Here is a 22213-nt window from a genome sequence, read left to right as displayed (position 1 = left end):
AATAATGAAAACTGCCCCTCGTTTTAGCGCCCACATTATGGCTGCGTTTATAGCTACTAGCCCTTTAATTTATTCAGCGGCTAATCCCGCAAATGCACAAGACAGGTTCGCCGATGTTGAAGTAAAGGCAACCGCGATAAAAGGCTCTGTGCACATGCTTACAGGCGCAGGTGGAAATATTGGCGTATCAGCTGGTGAAGACGGTGTTCTTATCATCGACGATCAATTTGCGCCACTGGCTGAAAAAATAGCAGCACAGCTTGGTGAACTAGGCAGCGATAAGCCTAAATATGTGATAAACACGCATTATCACGGCGATCACACAGGTTCTAATGCATTTTTCCATAGTCATAAGGGGGCAACTATTCTTGCCCATGAGAATGTGCGTGTACGCCTTGCTAACGATGAAAAGATAAAACCGGAAGCGCTGCCAACCATTACCTATGAAGATGGAATTAAGATTTACTTTAATGGTGAGACCCTTCACGTCATGCATTTAGCGGTAGGTCACACTGATGGCGATAGTGTAGTGTGGTTTGAGCAACCCAACGTTATGCACACGGGCGACTTATTCTTCAATGGCCGTTTTCCCTACATTGACCAAGGTGCAGGTGGCAATGTAGAAGGCTACATGGAATCGGTAGAGCAGTTGCTGGCAAAAATAAATGACGAAACGGTTATTATTCCGGGTCACGGCGACATTAGTAACAAGCAAGAATATACCGCGTTTTTAGCTATGATCAGTGAAACTTTTAACTATGTTAAGACGCTCAAGCAAGACGGCAAAACCCTTGATGAAGTTAAAGCGATGGGCTTAGATGAAAAGTGGGCTGATTGGAGCTGGAACTTTATTACTGAAGAAAAGTGGATAACTACACTCTACAAAGACGCTTAGGCTAGAAATAATGGGGTCAGTGTAAAACGCTACGCTATTCTAATCACTAAACGTTTGAATATAGAGCTGTTCTACTTTGTCTCGCGCCCACTGGGTCTTTCTAAGAAACTTAAGAGACGATTTAATCGAAGGATCGTTATTAAAGCAGTTCACTTTGATGCGGTAATACAATCCATCCCATCCGTAACGCTCGTGAAGTTGCGTGACGATTTTCTCTAGCGTTAAGCCATGTAAGGGATTATTAGGTTGTTGATTCATAAAGTGCCGCTGCTTGTTCTAAATTAAGACCCTAGTCTAGCACGAACCCACTTGCTGCGTATCAATGCGCTAAGCTTTACTTTCAATTGTTTCACTCGTGGGTATTTGTTTTGTGTTCGGTATCAAAGGTTGGCTAGCATCGTTCACTTTCGTTGAAGGACTTTGCACTACTTTAGGCTTTCGCGGTGTTTTATAAAGCGGCCAAATAAGCTGTTCTTTCCAGTTGGCGTAAAACATCCCCTCAATACCGTATTGTGCAGGATACTGCCTGGTGATCTTAGCGGTACCAAATAGCACATCCCAGAAGAACAACAGATTTCCATAATTACCTTTGTAGTTGGTCACGCCGTCATCGGCTTTTAATCCATGATGCGCACTATGTGTAGAAGGCGTTGATATCGTGCGCTCAATTACCCAGGCTACAGGATGTAACCACCGAATACTGTACAGTGTTTTGTCCCATTTCCACTCTGCGTGTGCGCCGGTGATAACGGTAAGTTTAACCACCAAGTAAAAGGCATAGGTCCAACCCAATCCTAGGTAAATCAGTGCACCGGAAAACCATAGCGAAGGCATAAACAGGTAATAGAAAAAGTTATTTCTGTAAATAATGCGAACGCTCATGTACTTAGCGTTATGGTGGGCTCTATGTAAGTTGTAAAGAAATCGGGTGGAATGTGAAAGCCTATGCCACCAATATTGCATCATGTCATCGAAAATCAAAAGTAGCGCTATGTGCGCAAGAACATGGGAATCTACAAGTATTCCCTGAAGTTGAGGAAATGCCAACGCCATCATTGTTGCAGAACAAAAGAGAACCAGTGGCTGGGTTACAATAAATAAAAGTAACGTACCTATGAGCTCTACTTTTCCATCATCGCTCACTTCTGTCGCTTTTTTAAATAGCTTACCGTTCTTCGCTTCCAGCAAAGCAAACGTGATAAAAACCGCTAAAATTGCCCATTGATAACCCATGTAATAACTCCCACCAAGAGATTGTTGAGAGTGAATTTACATTGCGTTAACATGCAAGAATATATACTTGTATAGATTTGAATGTCATGTCTTACATTCACGGCAAACAGCAAACCATTATGCCTGACGAATACGTCGCGCTTTGTTTGCCTTTTGGAACGCTAAGAACCTATGCGGCTACCGCGACAATTCACGATAGGGGAAGTAAAAACAAAGGGCTGTCTGTTGTGGTATCAGGAGAAGTAAAGATTGGTAATTATGGCCTGGACGGCAGTTATCAAATTACTACTGTATTGCAACGAGGAGATACGTTTGGCGAGTTCACATTGTATGCATCACTTGCAAGAACGCATCACGCTGAAGCGCTAACGGAATGTAAGGTATTACAAATACCTGAACCTGCTTTTCGTTCTCTGACAAGCCAACATCCAGCGATTGCTGAATTCATCACCCGGTCACTGGCAATAAAGCTTCACTCGGCGCTGGAAAGGTTGGATGATATTCGACGCTTACCCACTCACGTCCAGTTAGCTAAGCTAATTTATCAATCGTATCTTACCTCTAAGCACGTCTTTATACCGTTAAGGCAAAGCGATTATGCTGAAAGATTGGGCGTTACCGTACTTACCGCACATAAATCATTAACGAAGCTGTATGATTTAAAGTTGATTGAAAAGCGCTACGGGGGCGTGGCAATTATCCAGGTCGAGCGACTGGAAGGTTTTTTGAAAGAAAGTTCGTCACTATTACCATTGTAAGAGTGGTTAATGTCCTCCACATGCGAGAGCGCCAAAAGACCCTCCCTCAAATTTATTCCACGCCCATGGCAACTCATGCATCAAGTATTACGCTGGCTTTAGCCCGCCTAAAATAATGTGCTGAATGTTGCTTAGCGTGCTCTCGAAGAAAGCGGGATCGCTTAAATCTTTACCAGTTACGGCTTTGATCTGCACGCTGAAATCGGCGTAATGCTGAGTAATGGCCCAAATGCTGAATATCAAGTGTATAGGATCAACAGGCTTTAGCTTACCCGCTTCAATCCATTCGATAATGACGGCGCTTTTCGCGTCCAGCAGTGTTTTGAGCGGCGTTTCTAATTCCTTTATTAAAAGAGGGGCACCTTGTACCACTTCCATACAAAAAAGCTTAGATTCAGCGGGATTGTCCCTCGACATTTCAAGTTTTACTTTAATGTAGTCGCTCAGGGTTTCTATAGGGTCTTGTTCTGCTGAAAAGCTCTGAAGAGGCGTTAACCACACATCTAAAAGGTGGGTAATAACCGATAAGTACAAACCCTCTTTACTTTTAAAGTAATACAATAAATTACTTTTTGAGACATTCGCTAACTCAGAAACTTGCTCTACCGTTGTGCCGTTAACGCCGTTTTTTGCAAACAAAGATAGCGCTGCATCCATAATACGTGTGCGCTTTTCTTGAAGCGCCTTTTCTCGCCGCTTTTGGGTTTTAGGGCTAAATGCTCTTACTGTTTTTGTATTTACTTGGTCTTCAGATTTGCTCACTACTCGATTCTTCTTAACCGGATTTCTACAATCTAGCGCATAGTTTACGCGCAGTTTTCTCACCTATAAACCCATTTGCACAAATATGCACCAATTAAGTTCAGTTGCACTGGACTGGATGTTCCAAATTGAACCAAAGGGTCTAATTTCAATTTCGATAACTCTTAAGTTGTTGAAAATTAGAGATTTAATAAATTGGCCTGCTTTATGCTGTTCACTATGTATACCGCCACTTCAATGTTTTGAATTCGGCAACCTTAAAAAAGCGGGGTAAACCGCTTAAAACGCAAACAAGCAGAGGGAACAACATGGATATAGGTGTATTTATTCCAATTGGTAACAACGGCTGGTTAATTTCGAAAAATTCGCCTCAGTTCAAACCTTCCTTCGATCTCAACAAAGAGATTGTAATGAAGGCTGAAAAGTACGATATGGATTTTGCGCTCTCTATGATCAAACTGCGAGGGTTTGGCGGTGAAACCGAATTTTGGGACTACAACTTAGAGTCGTTTACGTTAATGGCAGGCCTTGCTGCTGTTACCTCAAAAATTCAACTATATGCCACGGCTGCCACACTAGTCTTGCCGCCTGCAATCATGGCGCGCATGGCCAGTACCATCGACTCTATCTCCAACGGACGTTTTGGCGTAAACCTAGTCACTGGCTGGCAACGCCCTGAATACTCGCAAATGGGTATGTGGCCGGGCGATGAATTTTTCGGTAACCGCTATGAGTATTTGGATGAATACATTCAGGTAGTCAAAGAATTATGGGAAACCGGAAAAAGCGATTTTAAAGGCGAGCATTTCCAAATGGATGATTGCCGAATGTTGCCCAAGCCACAGCGAAAAATTCCACTTATCTGTGCCGGTCAAAGCGCAGCAGGCATGGATTTCTCTGCCCGTCATGCCGACTATAATTTCTGCTTTGGTAAAGGCGTAAATACACCTACCGCTTTTGCACCAACCGCAGCGCGCTTAACTGAAGCGGCTGAAAAACACGGTCGCAGCGTAGGTTCAGCGGTACTTATCATGGTTATTGCCGATGAGACGGATGAAGCCGCCATGGCGAAATGGGAAAGCTATAAAGACGGCAAAGATCAGTCCGCGTTGGACTGGATGGCAACGCAAGGAGCTGCTGATAAGAAATCGGGTAAAGACACGAATATCCGCGATATGACCAACCCAACCTCAGCAGTAAACCTGAACATGGGGACGCTGGTGGGTTCCTATGAGTCGGTGGCCTCTATGCTTGATGAAATAGCCACAGTGCCGGGCTGTGAAGGTGTATTGCTGACCTTCGATGACTTCCTTAAAGGCATGGATGATTTCGGCACTAAAATTCAGCCGCTAATGAAATCCCGTCAGCACTTGCTTAGCACATCGGGAGCCGCCTAATGTCAGCCGGTGAAATATTTGAGGTCTCAGGGTGCTTTCAAGCACGTCAAACAGGGCAGCCCGTACTGCCAGCTAAGCCTGAACCGTTGACGTTAAACCCTGCGGAAACTGCCGTTATTGTGGTGGATTTGCAAAACGCTTATGCCAGTAAAAACGGCTACTTAGACAAGGCGGGTTTTGATGTGTCCACTACGGCGCCAGTCATTGAAAACACCACTAAAGTGCTTGAAACAGCGCGGGCTGCAGGCATGCCTGTGGTGTTCTTACAAAATGGATGGGATGCCGACTATAAAGAGGCCGGCGGCCCTGGTTCGCCGAACTGGTATAAGTCTAATGCCCTTAAAACCATGCGCAAACAACCAGAGCTTAAGGGAAGTTTGCTGGCCAAAGGTACTTGGGATTACGCGCTTGTCGATGCGCTAAAGCCTCAAGATGGCGACATCATTATTCCTAAAACCCGTTACAGCGGTTTTTACAATACTAATTTAGACAGCATGCTGCGCGCACGCGGTATTCGCAACTTAGTGTTTACAGGCATTGCAACCAATGTGTGTGTGGAATCTACGCTGCGCGATGGCTTCCATCTGGAATATTTTGGTGTGGTGCTGGCCGATGCGGCATATCAAGCTGGCCCGCCAGACATTCACGAGGCCTCACTTTTCAACATTCAGACGTTTTTCGGGTGGGTGTCTACCACCGCGCAGTTCTGTGAAGTATTTGAAGGGACGAGTTAGGTGCTTTCTTCTTAGCATCTAGTAGCCACGCAGACAAAAACAACGCGATAAATCAGTTTGCACAATTTGAAATAAACCATTTATAGGCGCTAGGCAGCAACGTATAGAAAGCGCAACGAAAAGGATAAGAACATGCCAAAGAAAGCCATTATTCCAGCAGGTACATCAACACCCATAGCTCCTTTTGTTCCAGGCTCTATGGCTGACAATATTCTATATGTGTCAGGTACCTTACCGTTTGACGAAAACAACGATGTAGTCCACGTGGGCGACGCCGAAGCACAAACGCGCCACGTTTTAGAAACCATTAAAAGCGTCATCGAAGAAGCGGGCGGCACTATGGATGACGTCACTTTCAACTCAATTTTTATTACCGATTGGGATGACTACGCCGCGGTAAACAAGGTGTACGCCGAATACTTTCCAGGTGAAAAACCGGCGCGTTACTGCATTAAAGTTGGGCTGGTAAAACCAGAGGCCTTAATTGAAATCGCATCTGTAGCGCACATTGGGTAGACGGTTATGTTTGGACTACCCGCGAACTGCGCCCATTGGTTTTATTTAGGTGAGCTTTATGCATTCTGATGCGCAGGCAGGCTACGCCCACATGAGCGGCGAAATGAACGGTGAAGTGGGCAACAAGTTACATTACGAGATTCACGGTTTAACGTCGCCCGACGCACCTACGATTGTGTTTAGTTCTGGACTGGGCGGGGCAGCAAAATTTTGGCAGCCTCAACTGGCTGACTTTACCCAAGATTACAGAGTGATTACTTACGATCACTATGGCACGAACAAAAGTGTGGGTGACTTGCCAGCGAATTACAGCATTTCAAATATGACGGATGAACTCGCTGCACTTCTTAGAAAACTTGAAGTGCAAGCGTGCCATTTCGTCGGTCACGCGCTGGGTGGTTTGGTGGGGCTTGAGCTTGCTTTGTCTAAACCTAAGCTTTTACAAAGTTTAGTGCTGGTAAATGCGTGGAGCAGTCCAAATCCGCACACATTGCGCTGCTTTAATATACGCAAAGCGTTATTGGCGGCAGGCAGAAAGGACATGTATTTGCAACTTCAGGCGCTGCTGCTGTTTCCGCCTGATTGGATAGCCGCGAATGCCGCCCACTTGGCAGAGGAAGAGGCGCACTTACTCAACCATTTCCCTAACGAAGAAAATCTGCTCGCCCGCATTGGTGCCCTTAGTACGTTCAATATTGATAAGAGTTTGCACGCCATCACCACACCAACGTTAGCGCTTGCCAACAAAGACGATACCTTGGTGCCGTGGCAGCGTTCACAGATGTTGGCTGAAGCTATGCCCAACGCCGAATTGTCGGTCATGGAATACGGCGGGCATGCATCAAGCATTACAAACCCAATTGCGTTTAATGAACTGCTGCGCAGCTATTTAGGGCAAGTGGCCTAACGTGAACACGACACTGCATCAAGCTATGAGGTGTTTCTCAACTGATGAGGCGTATGCATTGTAAACAAGCTGCAAAGCTACAGCTTCAATAACGTGATAGCTAAAAAAGCGCTAAGCGTAAAAACCGAGAGCATAGCGTAGCGCTTAAAAGATCTGATAAAACTGGAATGAATTTAAAATGACTGATACACAAAATACAGAGTTTAAAGCAACTAGCCCGCTTGCCGAGGCTGGACTAGCCCAACTCTTTACCGATGCGCATACCCACACCAAATGGCACGACAAACCTATTTCAGAAGCTGTGTTGAAACAGCTGTACGATTTAGTAAAAGTAGGCTCGACATCGGCAAATTGCAGCCCAGCGCGATTTGTTTTCATTACCTCAGATGAAGGGAGAGAAAAGCTCAAACCTAGCCTTTCAAGCGGTAATGTTGAACAAACCATGACCGCACCCTGTACGGTTATAGTGGCCTACGACGAAGAGTTCTACGAAGAGCTTCCTACGTTATTCCCTTATGCAGATGCGAAAAGTTGGTTTACTTCAAGTCCAGAAGCGGCCTATGAGACCGCCATGCGCAATAGCTCTATGCAAGGGGCTTACTTAATAAGCGCCGTTCGCGCCCTAGGCCTTGACGCTGGCGCCATGTCTGGTTTCAACCCCACATTACTTAACGAAACTTTCTTTTCAGATAGCACGTGGAAGGTGAATTTCTTACTGAACATTGGCTACGGCGATAAAGAGAAAGTACATAAACGCTTACCTCGCTTAAGTTTCGAGCAAGCCTGCCACATCGTGTAACGCCAACTTAAAGGATATTTGTATGACTATTACAGCAATAAAAAACGCAGTAACAGAAGTGCTTCCCCCGGTAACTCCCGAAGCTTATCGAGAAGGTATGTCGAGTTTAGCGGCAGCGGTAAACGTCGTTACAACCATTGGCCCAGAAGGGCGTGCAGGCTTTACGGCGACCGCCGTATGTAGCGTAAGTGATAACCCTGCAACCTTATTGGTTTGTTTAAATCGCGGTGCATCTGTACATCAGGTTTTTAAAAACAGCACGCATTTGGTTATCAACACCCTTACTTCACAGCATCAGTTAATTTCAAACACATTTGGTGGCAAAGCGCCCATGAACGAACGCTTTGAAATTGGTGATTGGGTGGAATCGACGACCGGCTGCCCAAGACTTGCCGATGCTGCAGTCAGCTTCGATTGCATTATTACAGACGTTAAAAGTGTGGCCACTCACGACGTTATTTTTTGCCAGGTGGTGGATATCAAGCAAGACCCAGAAGCCGACGCGCTTTTATATTATCAGCGCGGCTATCACAGCGCATGTAAAGACGCATAACTAAAGGATTAGACAAATAATGAAAGTAGTAGGCCACTTTATTAACGGTGAAACCTGTACCCCAAAGGGGCGCATGCAAGATGTTTATAACCCGGCGACGGGCGAGGCAGAAAAACTGGTTTTACTGGCGTCAAAAGCGACGGTAAACGACGCTATCGTCAGCGCGCAAAATGCGTTTGTTGAGTGGCGTAATACGCCAGTAAGTAAGCGCGCTCGCGTTATGTTCAAATTTAAAAGCTTACTTGAAGAACATGCCGATGAAATTATTGCATTAATTGGTGCGGAGCACGGCAAGATAAGCCACGATGCGGCAGGCGAATTACAGCGCGGTATTGAAAATGTTGAGTTTGCCTGCGGTGCACCCCAGTTGTTAAAGGGCGAGCACAGTAAAAATGTTGGGCCAAGTATAGACTCTTGGAGCGAGTTTCAGCCTCTTGGCGTGGTGGCGGGAATTACACCATTTAACTTTCCGGCCATGGTGCCCCTTTGGATGTTTCCGCTTGCCATTGTTTGCGGTAACACCTTTGTTTTAAAACCCTCTGAGCGCGATCCAAGCTGCGCCATTTTCCTAGCCAAGCTACTTAAAGAAGCAGGGCTACCCGACGGCGTTTTTAACGTTATTAACGGCGACAAAGAAGCGGTTGATCAAATACTTGATGACGAGCGCATTAAAGCAGTGAGTTTTGTAGGTTCAACGCCTATCGCCGAATACATCTATTCAAAAGCCAATGCTAATGGCAAGCGCTGCCAAGCATTAGGTGGCGCTAAAAACCACGCTATTGTGATGCCTGATGCCGACATCGATAACGCAGTGAATCAGCTTTTAGGTGCTGCTTTTGGCTCGTCAGGCGAGCGCTGCATGGCGTTGTCTGTCGTGGTTGCCGTAGGCGATAAAGTGGCAGATGAAATTGTAGATAAAATGCAATCAGCCATGAAAGGCTTAAAAGTAGGGGCTTTTGACGATGCGACTAACGATTTCGGCCCGCTTATTACCCTTCAGCACAAAGAGAAAGTAGAAGGGTACATTAGCAGTGCGGCTGAGCAAGGCGCAGATGTGGTCGTAGATGGCAGAGACCCTAGCGTAGAAGGCTACGAGACGGGGTTCTTCTTAGGTGCAACACTTATCGACAAGGTTACGCCTGAAATGGCCAGCTACAAGGCTGAAATTTTTGGACCTGTACTACAAGTCATGCGCGTTGACAGTATGCAGCAAGCCATGCAGCTCATTGACAACCATGAGTACGGCAATGGTACCTGTATTTTCACCCGTGATGGCGAGGCTGCCCGTTACTTCTCAGACAATATCCAAGTGGGCATGGTAGGCATAAACGTTCCGCTGCCAGTGCCCGTGTCTTATCACAGCTTTGGTGGGTGGAAGCGCTCTCTCTTTGGTGACCTTCACGCATACGGCCCAGATGGCGTGCGCTTTTACACCAAACGCAAAACCATTACTCAGCGTTGGCCTTCGAGCGGCGTTCGAGAAGGCGTGAGCTTTTCATTTCCAAGTTAATGCCTTGGTGTATTGGTTTTAACTGACCATAAGAACTTTGCCCCCGCGAAATAGCTAGGCAGCCTTCATGGCAACTCGCTATTTACAGCAGGTAAAAGAACAGAAAATTAGGCTTAACAGTGAGCCATCAATAATAACAATTTAAAACCGCAAGCCTTTGGCAGTTCCTCTCCAGTCCTGCCTTTGTCTTGCACCCCAGTGGCAATCGATATGCAGTTCACGTCGACCGTTACTCTTACAAAAAAATATCGGGACAACACCGCCGCAAGGCTTGTTAGAAAGAACTATAAACGAGAGTAAAACATGCATACGTTAAACACACACAAGCGTCTGCTGGCGTTAACCGTAGCTATGGCGTTTGGTACGCCAGCGGCCTTTGCTGCAGAGAATGTTTGGGAAAGTATTGAAGTTACAGCGCAAAAACGCAACGAGAACATAAGCGATGTAGGTATCGCTATCACCGCCTTTTCAGGGGAGCAATTAGAGGCGCTTGGCCTTGAAAGCAGCACTGAGCTTATCGCGTTTACCCCTGGCGTATCGTTAGCCGGGGATATTGGTGGTCAGCGTGCTATTTTCAATATTCGAGGCGTGGTGCAAAACGATTACGCTGACTTGGCGGAAGCGCCGGTGGCGGTTTATGTCGACGGTGGCTATTTAGCCAGTACCCAAGCACAAACCTTTGGTTTATTCGATGTAGCTCGCATCGAAATTCTTAAAGGTCCACAGGGAACATTATTCGGAAGAAATGCCACAGGCGGACTGGTTAATACGGTTACCGCCAAGCCTACTGCCGATACAGAGGGTTATGCTGAGTTTACTGCCGCACGTTTCGAGCAATACCGCTTCGAAGGGGCGATATCAGGCGAACTAGCAGACGGCATTTATGGCCGCTTTTCTGGGTTTACCAATCAGCAAGGTGAGATCCTAGAGAATATTTATGAAGACGGCGCAGCGCCCGATACGCGCTTGGGTTCAGTAGGAGGCGGTGAAGACGGGTACAACGATGATACCAAAGCGTTTCGAGCTCAACTGCTATTTGATATTGGTGAAGAAGGCTCGCTGCTACTAAGCGGTAACTGGTCTGATACAACCAAAAGTGAAGGCCCTTATCAGGTGGTCAATACCACAGAAGTAAAAGATGCCGACGGTAATGTAATTGACGTTATTTATGCTGCTGACGACCCGCTAGGTTGTGACACTATTCAGGCTGGCGTTTGCGTAGATGGCAACTTCAATGGCGACCCTTTCCGTCCCATTCAAGGCGGCGATTTCAATGGTAACTTCGACCCTGATGGTTCGGGTAATAAAGTAAATAAAGACTTCGCTTTTGATGATCAAAACAAAATCAAATCGAAAGGCCTTGCAGCAACATTAGACTATGCCTTCGAAGAATTCGATTTCTTCGCCATGTCTGATTATAAAGAATTTAAACGTACGGTCGGCCTCGACTCCGACCAAACCGCGTCACCCGAACTTATTTTCCAGTCCAACAGCACGATAGAGCAGTTTAGCCAAGAGTTTCGCTTTTCTGGTGAAACTGCTGACTTGAAATGGGTTGGGGGGCTTTATTATCTGTCTATCGATACAGACTATAGCCAAGGCTTGGCGGGTTCACCTACCACCTTTTTCTTGGGCGGTGAAGAAAATAACACCTTGGTATCTCTTGAAACCGAGTCTTACTCTGTATTTGGGCAAATAGACTATAGCTTGACTGACGACCTTGTTCTGGTTGGTGGCTTACGCTATACCCGTGAAGACAAAGACTTTGTGGGTAATGTTTATCAGAACGAGAACACCGACGACCGAGTTATTGAGATTGACACCAGCACCCCTTCGCTAGAATTTACTGAGCAAAGTAACGACCAAAACTTATGGTCGGCAAAGCTTCAGTTGGAATACAGCGTGGGTAATAGTTTGTATTACGCAGGAGTCAACCGAGGCGTTAAAGCAGGAAGCTTTAATGCGCCTTTATTTGGCGGCTTTAGTTTTTATGAACCTGAAGAGCTCACTTCTTATGAAGCTGGTTTAAAGCATAGTTTTATGCAAGGAAGCGGCGTATTTAATGCTAACGTATTTTACTATGATTACAGCAATTATCAGTCGTTTTCATGGGTGAATAATGCGGGCGTGGTGACTAATGAAGAGGCTTCGTTTAGCGGGGTAGAGCTAGAAGTATTCTTAACCCCGACAGACAGTTTAGATGTAATGGTTAACTTCTCTTATACCGATGCCGTGGTTGAAGACCTAGAGGTGGCCTCTGGGTACTTTGCTGATACAACGCCGCCATTTACCCCAGAGTATCAAGCGTCTGCCATGGTACGCTACAACTGGGATGCCTTTGAAGGCAATATGGCAGCTCAACTGTCGGCAAACTATCAGTCTGAAACGTTTCACAATGCGCGTAATTTTACCGCTCATGAAATTGACAGCTATGCTACGGCAGATGCCCGCGTAACGTGGGTAGATGGGCAAGACAAATGGAGCCTAGCCGCATACGTAGATAACCTGTTTGACTCTGACCACGAACTAATAGGCTTCGATGTGTCTGGGTTTTATGGAACGTCGCAAATTTCATATGCCAAGCCACGAACGGTTGGCGTGACACTAAGACGTAGTTTTTAAGTAGAGTGGCTGCGCTTTATTTAATGAAATAAAGCGCTTCATCTGTTTTTAAGACTAAACCTGAATAGCTATCCTAAATATCAGCTTCTGCAAAACGGTATTTAGGTTTAGCAGTATTAAAGCGCGCGAAACGGCAGTATTTTTGCTTCTTTTTGTCAGTAGAGGTAAAGCTCAGCTGTATGCCTCTATCTTAACCAATATGCCGTTGAGAGCACTGATGCTTTCTTTAACGTACCGCTTTGCTAAGCACGATGTTGTGTAAAACAACGCAGCGGGCAACAGCAAACCCAATAAGGAAATAGATCGTGGATAACACCAACAATCAAACCATGACAAAACCTTCCCATTACGATGGCGATTTATGGAATGAAGATTTAGCGCCAACCAACGCGGAAACTAGAACGTGGATATGGAAAGACTATGCGGCATTGTGGGTTGCCATGGTGGTGTGTGTACCCACCTATCTTTTGTCAGCAGGTTTGGTTTCTGAAGGTATGAACTGGTACCAGGCAGTAATAACCGTGCTGTTGGGAAACATTATCGTGCTCGTACCCATGATGTTAATAGGCCATGCGGGTGCCAAATACGGCTTACCTTTTCCTGTTTTGTTACGTAGCGCATTTGGCACCAAAGGCGCGAAGATTCCTGCACTGGCTCGTGGACTTGTAGCATGCGGGTGGTTTGGAATTAACACATGGGTAGGCGGCAGTGCTATTTACGTTATTTTAAACAGTGTCAGCGGCGACGCATTTGTGGGGCAAGCGTTACCGTTTTTAGGTATCGATATCACACAAACTCTGTGCTTCTTTGCCTTTTGGGCGATGCACTTAGTTTTTATAAAGCACGGCACTGAATCTATTCGTTGGCTTGAGACTTTTGCTGCACCATTTTTGATCTTAATGGGGCTAGCGCTTCTTGGTTGGGCATACGTTAATGCTGGTGGGTTCGGCGAAATGTTGTCAACGCCGTCTCAGTTTGTTGAAGGCGGCGCTAAAGAAGGGCAGTTTTGGACAGCTTTCTTCGCAGGTCTAACTTCTATGGTGGGGTTTTGGGCAACCATGGCTTTAAATATTCCCGACTTTACGCGCTTTGCTAAATCACAAAAAGATCAAATGCTAGGGCAAGCTATTGGCTTACCCTTACCTATGGCACTGTTTGCCTTTATTGGTGTAGCGGTTACCTCTGCGACTGTAACCATCTATGGTGAGGCTATTTGGGACCCTGTTGCACTTGCCGGTCGAATGGGCGGAATGGGAGTCGTGTTAGCGCTTGCAGCATTAGCACTTGCAACGTTAACCACAAACTTAGCCGCTAATATGGTAGCCCCAGCCTATGGCTTTTCGAATATGGCGCCATCGAAAATAAGCTTCAAAATGGGGGGCTATATAACCGCTGGTATCGGCGTTGCTATCTTCCCCTGGAAGCTGCTTGAAACCGCGGGGGGCTATTTATTTACATGGCTTACCGGGTATTCTGCGCTGCTTGGCCCTATCGCGGGTATATTGATTGCCGATTATTTTATCTTAAGAAAATCGACCTTAAACATAGATGCGCTATTTCAACACAGTGGCGAATATGGCGCGAACAACGGTTGGAACATGGCGGGTGTGACTGCACTTATTATTGGCATTTTACCCAATATCCCCGGTTTTCTGCACGCAGCTGGTTTTGTAGAAAGCGTGCCAGCTATTTTCGATACGCTTTACGCCTATGCATGGTTTGTAGGGCTAATCATCGCCAGCATGGTTTATCTGCTGCTCTCCAACAGAATACCCGTCACCATGGAGGCAAAAAGCGCCTCCCAATAATAGGGTCAGAGTACTTTTCTGAGCAGTAAACTAACGGGATCAGAGTAATTTTCTATGTAGTAAACCAATGGGGGCGGAGTGCTTTTCTACGAAATGGACTCTGACCCCCCCAAATATACTTCGACAGGGTTATTTTCGCTGCATATTTTCAAAAAGAGAAGGCTCCCAAGGCCGCATCGCCATTAAAAGACCGATGTGTTGGCGCTCTTCAATTGGTAGGGCATTATCTTCACTGCTGAGTTTTGCTGCTTCTTGTCGCAGTTGTTCAAGACGGCGCTGAATAATCGAAACTGAGGTCTGAGAATAACGGCCGCGTAAATAGAAACGGAACATCCATGGCTCGTTTTTCTTTGGGTCCATAAACTTCACCATAACTTCCTGTTCCATAAATTTCTCTAGTGGGCCGCCTGGGATCCAGCGAAAATCCTGTGCGATAAGTAGCTTATAACGGTTGTTCGGCAACAGTTCGATAAGCTTAAGCCTGTCGAGGGTCGTCATTAGTTTAATACCTTCTACTTCATCAAGGTCGTAATGTTCGATGAGTTCAGAAAAGCGCCAGCCGTCACGAACACACACCGCGGCAAGTAATAGCTTGGGGTTAGCGAGCAGTTCCATTTCTTGCTGTTCAGACAGTTGCGAAATTTTCTCCTGCTGTTTTTGTGAAAGGCTAAATAAATCACTTAATGACAAATTTAAGCACTCACAAATTTGCTCTAACTTATCAAGGCTGAACGCCTGCAATGAAAAGTTACGCTTCACACTCGCTTCACTCACATTTAGCGCTTCTGCAAGCCGCTTATAGGTAAGTCGCTGTTCCCGTAAGCATTGCTTCAAAGTGTCGTAAACAAGACTAATCTGGCTCATGGTATTACTTTTTTATACTTGTGGTGTAATTTAATACTACATTAATCATTTTGGTTTACGAAATTTATTCTTGGTTCTAGTGTAGAAAGTGTTCAGGCACATCTTGTCTTAACAAACTAGGAGCAAGTGATATGAAAAATACACGTTCAACATTGATGTTAACTGCACTACTTGGTAGTGCGCTTCTTACTCATTCTGCAATGGCGGATGATTCTTTTGACCATAGCGGCAAGGCCAGTAAGCACAGTGTTTTAGCGGCTTCTGAAGGCTTGGCGACAACCGCTTCGGTAGCCAGTGCGGTCGTGGCAGTGCCGGTAGTAGTGACCGGAAGTGTGGTTGTAGCCGGAAGCGCGGTGGTAGAAAGCGCGGTGAACGAAAGCGCTCGTAACCTTCATCAGGCTAGCCATCAATTGTCAGTAGCGCACAACCAGCCTTTGGTAATAACTGAAACCATTATTACCGCCGACCCCGCTCCAAACCAAGTGGTTACTACCAAAACTAAAGTGATCACAACTACAACTAATACTCAGCGATAGGTGAAACATGAAAGCCTACTTAACTTCAATCGGGTTCGCTTTTGTATTGTTGATGTCTAGTATTCATGTCGTATACGCGGGTAGCCAGCAGCATGGTAAGCCCACTTTTACGCCAGAAGCGATTGCGACTTTTTCAAAAAATGTGGAAAAGTATGCGGCAAGTGAAGGGGCGAGAGCTTTTATCATTGCTAGACGTGGCAGACCTATTGAGGATATGCCGAAAGGCATTCGCTTTACTCATACCGCCGTTGCTATTTACTCAACTGTTCAGCTGACCAATGGCAATACGGCGAAAGGTTATGCCATACACAATTTGTATCAAGATGCTGAAGCGCAGGGAAAAAGTCATTTGATTACCGACTATCCTGTAGATTTCTTCTGGGGCGCGTATGCGCTTGAAGCAGGAATTATTATTCCTTCAGCAGAAGTGCAGCAAGCGTTAGTGAATCTTTATCGCGATGACAAAGCTAAGCTGCTTCACAACCCTCGCTATTCGGTAGTGGCCAACCCGTTTAATAGCGAACGCCAGAACTGCACAGAATACACCCTTGATGTTTTGAACGCTGCAATCTACTCAACTACTGATATTGCGCAGCTAAAGGTAAATGCAAAAGCACATTTTGTACCGCAAAAAGTAAACATGAGCCGCGCAAAACTTGGCTTGGCAAGTATATTCAGTGATGGCGTAACCCTATCAGATCACGGTCGCAAGATAGAAACCACCACTTTCGGAAGCCTTGCTCGCTATATGCAGAAGTACAATTTAACAAACAAGGCCGTTACGTTTACCCACTCGGGTCAAATAGAAAATATTTAGGAGCTTTACTATGCAAAACATGAATAAACCCACTAAAGCGTTTCGTATCGCGTCACTAGCAGCACTCATTGTAGGCGTTGGTGCTTATTTCATAGGTTTGTATAACGCGCCTATGGCCCTTAACGAAAAAGGTTATTACTTCACTATTATGCTATTTGGTTTGTTTTCTGTGGTGAGCTTACAAAAAACGGTACGCGATAAAATGGAAGGCGTGCCTACTACCAAGGCGTACTTGTTAGCATCCGCTGTTGCTACTGCCTCAGCCATTGTACTGTTAGTTATTGGGTTACTGAACGCCGAACTCTTATTAAGTGAAAAAGGCTTTTTTGGAATGGCGTTTACTTTAAGCTTATTTGCCGCCATAACGGTTCAAAAGAATGTTCGCGATAGCCAAACTCATGGCGAGCCAAGTAGCGTCGCCCCCCAACTAGAAACTAACGTTTCACAACCTGAAACAACCACCAAAGTAAAAGCCGCATAAAAGTAACGGGGTCATAATACATTTCACCAAAGTCAGACGACCCTGCCACCAAACTAATATACTCTGACCCCCGTAAGATTTGGGGGCAGAGTACATTTCGCCAACGTTAGACGACCTCCGCCATCAAATTAATGTACTCTGACCCCATTTTTTCGTATTGTGTATCAACAATTTAGCTTCTTAGCTGCTTCTTATCTTCAACGCATCAGGGATGAAATATGCGTAAACCCGTCAAATACAGAATTGCTTTTTTAATTGTTGCTGCGGTTTGTTTTTATGTAGGCACATGGTTTTTACCGAGTACCTTGCCAGACATTACGCTTACCTTTAGCAATATCATTTCAGAGCCAAGTTGGCGTAATACGGCGGTTGTTTCGTTGGTTTATTTCCTTGTGCTGCCGGTGTTGTATTACTTCTGGGTTATCCGTATTGGCGAACAAGCTCTTTGGAAAGTACTGCTAATATTTTCGTTAAGTAGCTTGATAGCTCGCTATAACTATCCGGAGCAGCTTGCGCATTATTTTGCTTTTATTAGCTACCTAAAATACCCCATCATTGCTGTGTTGATGGTCATTGAAGTCGTGCTATTAGTAACTATCGTAAAAGCACTTTGGGACGCACGTAAACTAAGTGGCGACCCGCGTATTCACATGCTTGAAAAATACGAAAGAGAAGAGGCGCCGGAAAAAAGTAGTAAAGAGGCTAAGCAACTAGAGCTTGCTTTAATGTTGGCTCATGAACCGGCAAGTTGGTATTACGCTATACCTAGCTTCAGTAAAAAGCATGTGAAAAACGCAGTGCACCTGAAGTTACTCTCTGGTAAGTGGTGGCATTTACTGGGCGTACTCATTGCTTTGAGTGTCACAACCTATGCCTCATATGTATTGCTATCGCAATTCAGTGAAACTATTGCTTTAGTGGTTGCCACCTTGGTGTTCTATCTAGTGATCATGTTTGTTGCGAACTATCGGGTGAGCAAAAATTACAGTTGCTATGTTTGGCAGGATAAGGTTGTAGTGAACAACTCGTGGTGGGGAATGGTAGTAATTCCAAAGGCGAATATAGAAAGCATGGAAATTGGCGAGTGGAGTAGAAGTTTAACCAAAGAGGACTTTCACTTTGGAAGGGGAGTAGCTAACGTCAAACTTACTTTCAATAGGCCCCAAGCATATTATTCTGGAATGGCTTTATTAAATGAGAGTATATCAATGTTATACCTAAGCGTAGATAACCCTTCGTTGCTTTTCAGGGAACTTGAAGCCTTCACTGCACAGCGCGAGATATAAGTCTATGACAGCGTCAGCGAACGTCGCTGATGGTGATGGCTTGCAAAAGGTTAACTTCTTAACTGCCGAATAAAAACTGTAAGTATTAAAATACCTACGTTTATCTGGTCAGCAGCGAAAAATATTGGGGTCAGAGTACATTCCCTCAAAAAGTACGCTAACCCCAATCTCCGTCGAGTAGTAAGGCAAATATGGAACCTCAGGCAGAATGTGATACTCCTACCTTATGTCGAATTGATTCCATCCAAAAGCTTGCGTATTCTCAACGTACTTAATGAAATAACTGCTAAAGGTAATAAACGCTGTGTGTGAACTTTTAGGCATGAGTGCGAACACTCCTACTGACCTATGTTTCAGTTTTACCGGGCTGACTCGCCGCGGTGGTGAAACCGGGCCGCATAAAGACGGCTGGGGCGTTGCCTTTTATGAAGGTAAGGGCGTTCGTATGTTTCACGATCCCGAACCTTGCGCTACGTCACCCATCGCTGACTTCGTTTCCAAACTACCTATCAAAAGTAAAAACGCCATTTGTCATATCCGGCAAGCTAATGTTGGTAACATCAACTTAGCGAACACGCACCCCTTCACCCGTGAGCTTTGGGGGCGCTATTGGGTGTTTGCACATAATGGGCAGTTGCCTAACTTCTCACGTCGCGCAGGTATTTATGAGGCGGTTGGGGATACCGATAGCGAAGAGCTTTTCTGTGACATCATGAACAATGTTAGGCAAAACCTTTCACGAGACGCGATGCCTGAACAGTTAGCTGAAACACTGGTGGCACTTGCACAAGCGTATGCACAGCAAGGTGTATTCAATTGCTTGCTGAGCAATGGCGACTGGCTGTTTACCTTCTGTAGTACAAAGCTAGCCAGCATTACTCGTAGAGCGCCTTTTGGCCCGGCTTGTTTAAGTGATGTTGAAGTAGAAATTGATTTTGCCGCTGAAACCACACCAAAGGATGTGGTAAGCATTATTGCTACAGAACCGCTAACCAACGATGAACAGTGGGATATCTACGAACGGGGCGAGTGGAAGCTATGGCAAGAGGGAGAGGTTATTGCCTCGGGGAAAGTGGATGTACCTGAACATAAAAAAGAAGCCGAAATGGTAGCGCCCGACCCTTCGCTTCACGACTAATCACGAATTGTGGGGGCAGAGTAATTTTAATGACTCCGATCTCATGAAGCTCTACCCTTAGTCGTTAAACCAGCCTAATAATGTACTCTGACCCCAACTTTAACCCAATACTTGTATGATGGCTTGTTTTACCGCTTGGTAGCGGGCGGGTAGTGCGCTGTGGGGTGTTTGAACGCTGTATAAGGGCTCTGTTACCTCGTTTTTTGCTTCGTAAACAGTAAGTTTGTCGGCAAATGATACAAAGTCTAGCGTGCTAATGGGCAGCACGGTGTAACCTAACCCTTCACTTACCGGTAGCAAAATTTGCGAAAGTTGATTGATGTAGCCGGCATGGGGCAGCTTATTTGGATTAACCTTGGCTAATTCAGGCTCTCCGCAATCGTTAAAGTAGCGCTGCAAGTAGTGCATGGCGTCAGGGTGATTAATAAGCCCTAAATGCTTGATGATATCTTTCAACGCATTTGCGTCTTCTGTTTTATGCGTTGCAGTTGTAGATATATCTTTAGCATCATGCAGGCCACGCGGCAGAATAAGCCCCAACGCTTCTTCGCCTAAGTACTCGCTGTGTATATCTTCACTCTCTGGCTGGTTAGTTACAATGCCAAGTTCAAGGGTATTATTCGCTATGCCCGATAGAATTGTGCGCCGAGGCGCCACTTCAACATGAATATTAAGCGCGCTGTACTGTTTTTGTAGTGCTAGCAGGGCTGGATAAATACGCTGAGCGATAGCGCCTGAACAAGCTACTACACATTTTCCTTCAAAAGGGGCGTCGAACTTTAAGCTAGCAATAAAATCTTGCTCTTTTTCCTGCTGCTCTTTGGCATATTGATACACACGCTGGCCCTGTTCCGTAAGCTGGATCCCTTTGCTCAAACGAACCACCAGTTCACACTGGCATGTCTCTTCCAGTTTCTTAAGGTGCTGGCTAACGCCCGGCTGCGTCATAAATCGTTGCTCTGCAGTGCGCGTAAAGTTACCCGTTTCTACTAAAGTAATGAAGGTGTCTAGCCAGATAGGGTTTATCATTTAGGTATAACTTAAATTTATCACATTTAGAAAATATCATAATTTCATGTTTCATCTTTGTCTAGCTACTATGTATACACATTTACTTAAGCGGTATTCGCGTTGGGCTTTTTAATGAATGGCTTGGTAATAACATTGATATCAAATGTGTTATTGAACCTGCATTAAAATTGCACTCACTCGAATTAATCGGGGCATCGACACAGCCGACTAAACGGCCCCTTAAGCCATATTGACAACTTGCACTATAAAGGAGTAAGTAATGACTGAAGCAGTAAAAACACCGTATCCACGTACGTTTTCTCACATCGGTATTTCGGTACCTGACTTAGAAGCTGCCGTGAAATTTTATACCGAAGTACTTGGCTGGTACCTCATCATGAAGCCAACCGAGATTGTTGAAGATGACTCGGCCATTGGTGAAATGTGTACTGATGTTTTTGGGCCAGGTTGGGGTAAATTCCGCATTGCGCACCTTTCAACAGGTGATCGTGTTGGCGTTGAAATTTTCGAGTTCAGCAATCAAGAAAACCCAGAAAACAACTTTGAATACTGGAAAACCGGTATCTTCCATTTCTGTGTTCAAGACCCAGACGTAGAAGGCTTGGCTGAAAAAATTGTCGCTGCTGGTGGTAAGAAGCGAATGAAGGCGCCGCGTTATTACTATCCGGGTGAAAAGCCTTACCGCATGATTTACATGGAAGACCCGTTTGGCAACATCCTTGAAATTTATAGCCACAGCTATGAATTGCATTATGCTAGCGGTGCATACGAATAAGGGTAAGTTAAGAACGCTTTATAGACATTGCGCTAAGCGAATGCATAGCAAGCGTTAAATAAGCGAACGGCGAGGGCGAAACAAGCAAAAGCTTGTTCAACGTACCTCGCCTTTTTGTTCCTTAACCCCATGTAAAACTTGAGGTTTTATCCGAATTGACCCGAAACATAAGGGTTTGAGGTCTTTTCGGTGGCAACAGTAGTAGTTGGCCCATGCCCCGGGTAAATCGTCATGTCATCGGGTAGCACCATAATTTTCTGCTTAATCGAGTCGATCAATTGCTGGTGATTACCTTGTGGGAAATCAGTTCTGCCGATTGACCCTGCGAAAATAACATCCCCCACAATAACCCGATTGCTTGAGCGTTCTACTAATACCACATGCCCAGGCGTATGGCCCGGGCAATGCAATACTTCTAGCGTTAAATTGCCCAAGGAAATGGTGTCGTTGTCGTTTAACCACTCATTAGGAGCAAATGGCTGGGCAGGTGGAAAGCCAAACATCTGGCTTTGCTGCATAAGTGCATCTAGCCAGAATTTATCGCCAATATGCGGCCCAACAATAGGTACACCGTAATGTTCAGCAATGGCGACAGTGCCGCCTACATGATCTAAGTGCCCATGAGTGAGTATAATTTTCTCTATACTCACGCCTTTATTCGATGCAGCTTCAATCAACTTTTCAATGTCGCCGCCCGGGTCGACAAACGCGCCTTTGTTAGTGGATGAGTCCCAAATTAAAGAACAGTTTTGAGCAAAGGGCGTGACGGGTATAACTTGAATTTCCACGG

The 22213-nt window shown here is 45.4% G+C and carries 23 protein-coding genes; 17 read left to right on the top strand and 6 right to left on the bottom strand.

Features of this window, described 5'->3' with window-relative positions:
• The first annotated feature begins 4 nt into the window (after nucleotides 1-4).
• Nucleotides 5-895: an MBL fold metallo-hydrolase gene (locus BK026_RS11580; protein ID WP_071815993.1), complete on the top strand. Its 891-nt coding sequence runs from the start codon at nucleotides 5-7 to the stop codon at nucleotides 893-895.
• 39 nt (nucleotides 896-934) lie between these two features.
• Here the strand turns inward: BK026_RS11580 and BK026_RS11575 are convergent, their stop codons facing one another.
• Nucleotides 935-1153 carry a VF530 family DNA-binding protein gene (locus BK026_RS11575; RefSeq protein WP_071815992.1) on the bottom strand — a complete coding sequence of 73 codons (219 nt, stop codon included), beginning with the start codon at nucleotides 1151-1153 and terminating at the stop codon, nucleotides 935-937.
• 69 nt (nucleotides 1154-1222) lie between these two features.
• A complete protein-coding gene (locus BK026_RS11570; RefSeq protein WP_071815991.1) occupies nucleotides 1223-2128 on the bottom strand; it encodes a sterol desaturase family protein in 906 nt (301 codons plus the stop codon).
• An 86-nt stretch (nucleotides 2129-2214) separates the two neighbouring features.
• Here BK026_RS11570 and BK026_RS11565 point away from each other — a divergent pair, with 86 nt between their 5' ends.
• Complete coding sequence (locus BK026_RS11565; RefSeq protein WP_071815990.1) at nucleotides 2215-2886, top strand: Crp/Fnr family transcriptional regulator; 672 nt, start codon at nucleotides 2215-2217, stop codon at nucleotides 2884-2886.
• 87 nt (nucleotides 2887-2973) lie between these two features.
• On the opposite strand, the gene rutR is transcribed toward BK026_RS11565, so the two are convergent.
• A complete protein-coding gene (rutR, locus tag BK026_RS11560; protein WP_071815989.1) occupies nucleotides 2974-3648 on the bottom strand; it encodes an HTH-type transcriptional regulator RutR in 675 nt (224 codons plus the stop codon).
• A gap of 308 nt (nucleotides 3649-3956) precedes the next feature.
• Between rutR and rutA the strand changes: the two genes are divergently transcribed.
• The 9 genes from rutA to BK026_RS11515 all read left to right on the top strand — a co-directional run bounded on the left by rutA (nucleotide 3957) and on the right by BK026_RS11515 (nucleotide 14494).
• Nucleotides 3957-5045: a pyrimidine utilization protein A gene (gene rutA / locus BK026_RS11555; RefSeq protein WP_014950780.1), complete on the top strand. Its 1089-nt coding sequence runs from the start codon at nucleotides 3957-3959 to the stop codon at nucleotides 5043-5045.
• Nucleotides 5045-5779, top strand: coding sequence for a pyrimidine utilization protein B (gene rutB / locus BK026_RS11550; RefSeq protein ID WP_039231260.1), 735 nt, complete (start codon nucleotides 5045-5047; stop codon nucleotides 5777-5779). The genes rutA and rutB overlap by 1 nt, the downstream gene beginning before the upstream one ends.
• 132 nt (nucleotides 5780-5911) lie before the next feature.
• A complete protein-coding gene (gene rutC / locus BK026_RS11545) occupies nucleotides 5912-6295 on the top strand; it encodes a pyrimidine utilization protein C (protein ID WP_014950778.1) in 384 nt (127 codons plus the stop codon).
• Nucleotides 6296-6353: 58 nt separating this feature from the next.
• The gene (gene rutD / locus BK026_RS11540; protein WP_218163405.1) at nucleotides 6354-7202 is read left to right on the top strand and encodes a pyrimidine utilization protein D; all 849 of its coding nucleotides are present in this window, start codon (nucleotides 6354-6356) and stop codon (nucleotides 7200-7202) included.
• Nucleotides 7203-7380: 178 nt separating this feature from the next.
• Nucleotides 7381-8001 carry a malonic semialdehyde reductase gene (locus BK026_RS11535; protein ID WP_071815988.1) on the top strand — a complete coding sequence of 207 codons (621 nt, stop codon included), beginning with the start codon at nucleotides 7381-7383 and terminating at the stop codon, nucleotides 7999-8001.
• 22 nt (nucleotides 8002-8023) lie between these two features.
• Nucleotides 8024-8554 carry a flavin reductase gene (locus tag BK026_RS11530; RefSeq protein ID WP_014950775.1) on the top strand — a complete coding sequence of 177 codons (531 nt, stop codon included), beginning with the start codon at nucleotides 8024-8026 and terminating at the stop codon, nucleotides 8552-8554.
• Nucleotides 8555-8573: 19 nt separating this feature from the next.
• Nucleotides 8574-10064: a CoA-acylating methylmalonate-semialdehyde dehydrogenase gene (locus BK026_RS11525; RefSeq protein WP_071815987.1), complete on the top strand. Its 1491-nt coding sequence runs from the start codon at nucleotides 8574-8576 to the stop codon at nucleotides 10062-10064.
• A gap of 303 nt (nucleotides 10065-10367) precedes the next feature.
• Nucleotides 10368-12686: a TonB-dependent receptor gene (locus BK026_RS11520; protein ID WP_071815986.1), complete on the top strand. Its 2319-nt coding sequence runs from the start codon at nucleotides 10368-10370 to the stop codon at nucleotides 12684-12686.
• A gap of 305 nt (nucleotides 12687-12991) precedes the next feature.
• Nucleotides 12992-14494, top strand: coding sequence for an NCS1 family nucleobase:cation symporter-1 (locus BK026_RS11515; protein ID WP_071815985.1), 1503 nt, complete (start codon nucleotides 12992-12994; stop codon nucleotides 14492-14494).
• 129 nt (nucleotides 14495-14623) lie between these two features.
• On the opposite strand, the gene BK026_RS11510 is transcribed toward BK026_RS11515, so the two are convergent.
• Entirely contained in the window at nucleotides 14624-15358 is a 735-nt protein-coding gene (locus tag BK026_RS11510; protein ID WP_071815984.1) for a helix-turn-helix transcriptional regulator, read from the bottom strand.
• A gap of 131 nt (nucleotides 15359-15489) precedes the next feature.
• Between BK026_RS11510 and BK026_RS11505 the strand changes: the two genes are divergently transcribed.
• The 5 genes from BK026_RS11505 (at nucleotide 15490) to BK026_RS11485 (ending at nucleotide 19616) form a co-directional block, all read left to right on the top strand.
• Nucleotides 15490-15894, top strand: coding sequence for a hypothetical protein (locus BK026_RS11505; protein WP_071815983.1), 405 nt, complete (start codon nucleotides 15490-15492; stop codon nucleotides 15892-15894).
• A gap of 7 nt (nucleotides 15895-15901) precedes the next feature.
• Entirely contained in the window at nucleotides 15902-16711 is an 810-nt protein-coding gene (locus BK026_RS11500; protein WP_071815982.1) for a DUF2145 domain-containing protein, read from the top strand.
• A 10-nt stretch (nucleotides 16712-16721) separates the two neighbouring features.
• The gene (gene yiaA / locus BK026_RS11495) at nucleotides 16722-17192 is read left to right on the top strand and encodes an inner membrane protein YiaA (protein ID WP_071815981.1); all 471 of its coding nucleotides are present in this window, start codon (nucleotides 16722-16724) and stop codon (nucleotides 17190-17192) included.
• Between the two features lie 218 nt (nucleotides 17193-17410).
• Entirely contained in the window at nucleotides 17411-18478 is a 1068-nt protein-coding gene (locus tag BK026_RS11490) for a hypothetical protein (RefSeq protein ID WP_071815980.1), read from the top strand.
• Nucleotides 18479-18782: 304 nt separating this feature from the next.
• A complete protein-coding gene (locus BK026_RS11485; protein ID WP_071815979.1) occupies nucleotides 18783-19616 on the top strand; it encodes a class II glutamine amidotransferase in 834 nt (277 codons plus the stop codon).
• A 99-nt stretch (nucleotides 19617-19715) separates the two neighbouring features.
• Here the strand turns inward: BK026_RS11485 and BK026_RS11480 are convergent, their stop codons facing one another.
• On the bottom strand, nucleotides 19716-20645 hold the full coding sequence (locus BK026_RS11480; protein ID WP_071815978.1) for a LysR family transcriptional regulator: 930 nt from the start codon (nucleotides 20643-20645) through the stop codon (nucleotides 19716-19718).
• Nucleotides 20646-20907: 262 nt separating this feature from the next.
• Between BK026_RS11480 and BK026_RS11475 the strand changes: the two genes are divergently transcribed.
• Nucleotides 20908-21423, top strand: a complete 516-nt coding sequence (locus tag BK026_RS11475; protein WP_014950763.1) for a lactoylglutathione lyase family protein — start codon at nucleotides 20908-20910, stop codon at nucleotides 21421-21423.
• Between the two features lie 146 nt (nucleotides 21424-21569).
• Here BK026_RS11475 and BK026_RS11470 read toward each other — a convergent pair whose 3' ends face one another.
• The gene (locus BK026_RS11470) at nucleotides 21570-22211 is read right to left on the bottom strand and encodes an MBL fold metallo-hydrolase (RefSeq protein ID WP_071815977.1); all 642 of its coding nucleotides are present in this window, start codon (nucleotides 22209-22211) and stop codon (nucleotides 21570-21572) included.
• Nucleotides 22212-22213 lie beyond the last annotated feature (2 nt).

It is taken from the genome of Alteromonas sp. V450, from assembly GCF_001885075.1.
GTDB lineage: Bacteria > Pseudomonadota > Gammaproteobacteria > Enterobacterales > Alteromonadaceae > Alteromonas.
Note: the sequence above shows the minus strand (reverse complement) of the source record. Positions and strands in the feature narration are given on the sequence as shown.

Bases quoted from the DNA above. Each gene is read 5' to 3' on its own strand.
- BK026_RS11580 (WP_071815993.1), top strand. From the start codon at position 5: ATGAAAACTGCCCCTCGTTTTAGCGCCCACATTATGGCTGCGTTTATA.
- BK026_RS11575 (WP_071815992.1), bottom strand. From the start codon at position 1,153: ATGAATCAACAACCTAATAATCCCTTACATGGCTTAACGCTAGAGAAA.
- BK026_RS11570 (WP_071815991.1), bottom strand. From the start codon at position 2,128: ATGGGTTATCAATGGGCAATTTTAGCGGTTTTTATCACGTTTGCTTTG.
- BK026_RS11565 (WP_071815990.1), top strand. From the start codon at position 2,215: ATGTCTTACATTCACGGCAAACAGCAAACCATTATGCCTGACGAATAC.
- rutA (WP_014950780.1), top strand. From the start codon at position 3,957: ATGGATATAGGTGTATTTATTCCAATTGGTAACAACGGCTGGTTAATT.
- rutB (WP_039231260.1), top strand. From the start codon at position 5,045: ATGTCAGCCGGTGAAATATTTGAGGTCTCAGGGTGCTTTCAAGCACGT.
- rutC (WP_014950778.1), top strand. From the start codon at position 5,912: ATGCCAAAGAAAGCCATTATTCCAGCAGGTACATCAACACCCATAGCT.
- rutD (WP_218163405.1), top strand. From the start codon at position 6,354: ATGCATTCTGATGCGCAGGCAGGCTACGCCCACATGAGCGGCGAAATG.
- BK026_RS11535 (WP_071815988.1), top strand. From the start codon at position 7,381: ATGACTGATACACAAAATACAGAGTTTAAAGCAACTAGCCCGCTTGCC.
- BK026_RS11530 (WP_014950775.1), top strand. From the start codon at position 8,024: ATGACTATTACAGCAATAAAAAACGCAGTAACAGAAGTGCTTCCCCCG.
- BK026_RS11525 (WP_071815987.1), top strand. From the start codon at position 8,574: ATGAAAGTAGTAGGCCACTTTATTAACGGTGAAACCTGTACCCCAAAG.
- BK026_RS11520 (WP_071815986.1), top strand. From the start codon at position 10,368: ATGCATACGTTAAACACACACAAGCGTCTGCTGGCGTTAACCGTAGCT.
- BK026_RS11510 (WP_071815984.1), bottom strand. From the start codon at position 15,358: ATGAGCCAGATTAGTCTTGTTTACGACACTTTGAAGCAATGCTTACGG.
- BK026_RS11505 (WP_071815983.1), top strand. From the start codon at position 15,490: ATGAAAAATACACGTTCAACATTGATGTTAACTGCACTACTTGGTAGT.
- BK026_RS11500 (WP_071815982.1), top strand. From the start codon at position 15,902: ATGAAAGCCTACTTAACTTCAATCGGGTTCGCTTTTGTATTGTTGATG.
- yiaA (WP_071815981.1), top strand. From the start codon at position 16,722: ATGCAAAACATGAATAAACCCACTAAAGCGTTTCGTATCGCGTCACTA.
- BK026_RS11490 (WP_071815980.1), top strand. From the start codon at position 17,411: ATGCGTAAACCCGTCAAATACAGAATTGCTTTTTTAATTGTTGCTGCG.
- BK026_RS11480 (WP_071815978.1), bottom strand. From the start codon at position 20,645: ATGATAAACCCTATCTGGCTAGACACCTTCATTACTTTAGTAGAAACG.
- BK026_RS11475 (WP_014950763.1), top strand. From the start codon at position 20,908: ATGACTGAAGCAGTAAAAACACCGTATCCACGTACGTTTTCTCACATC.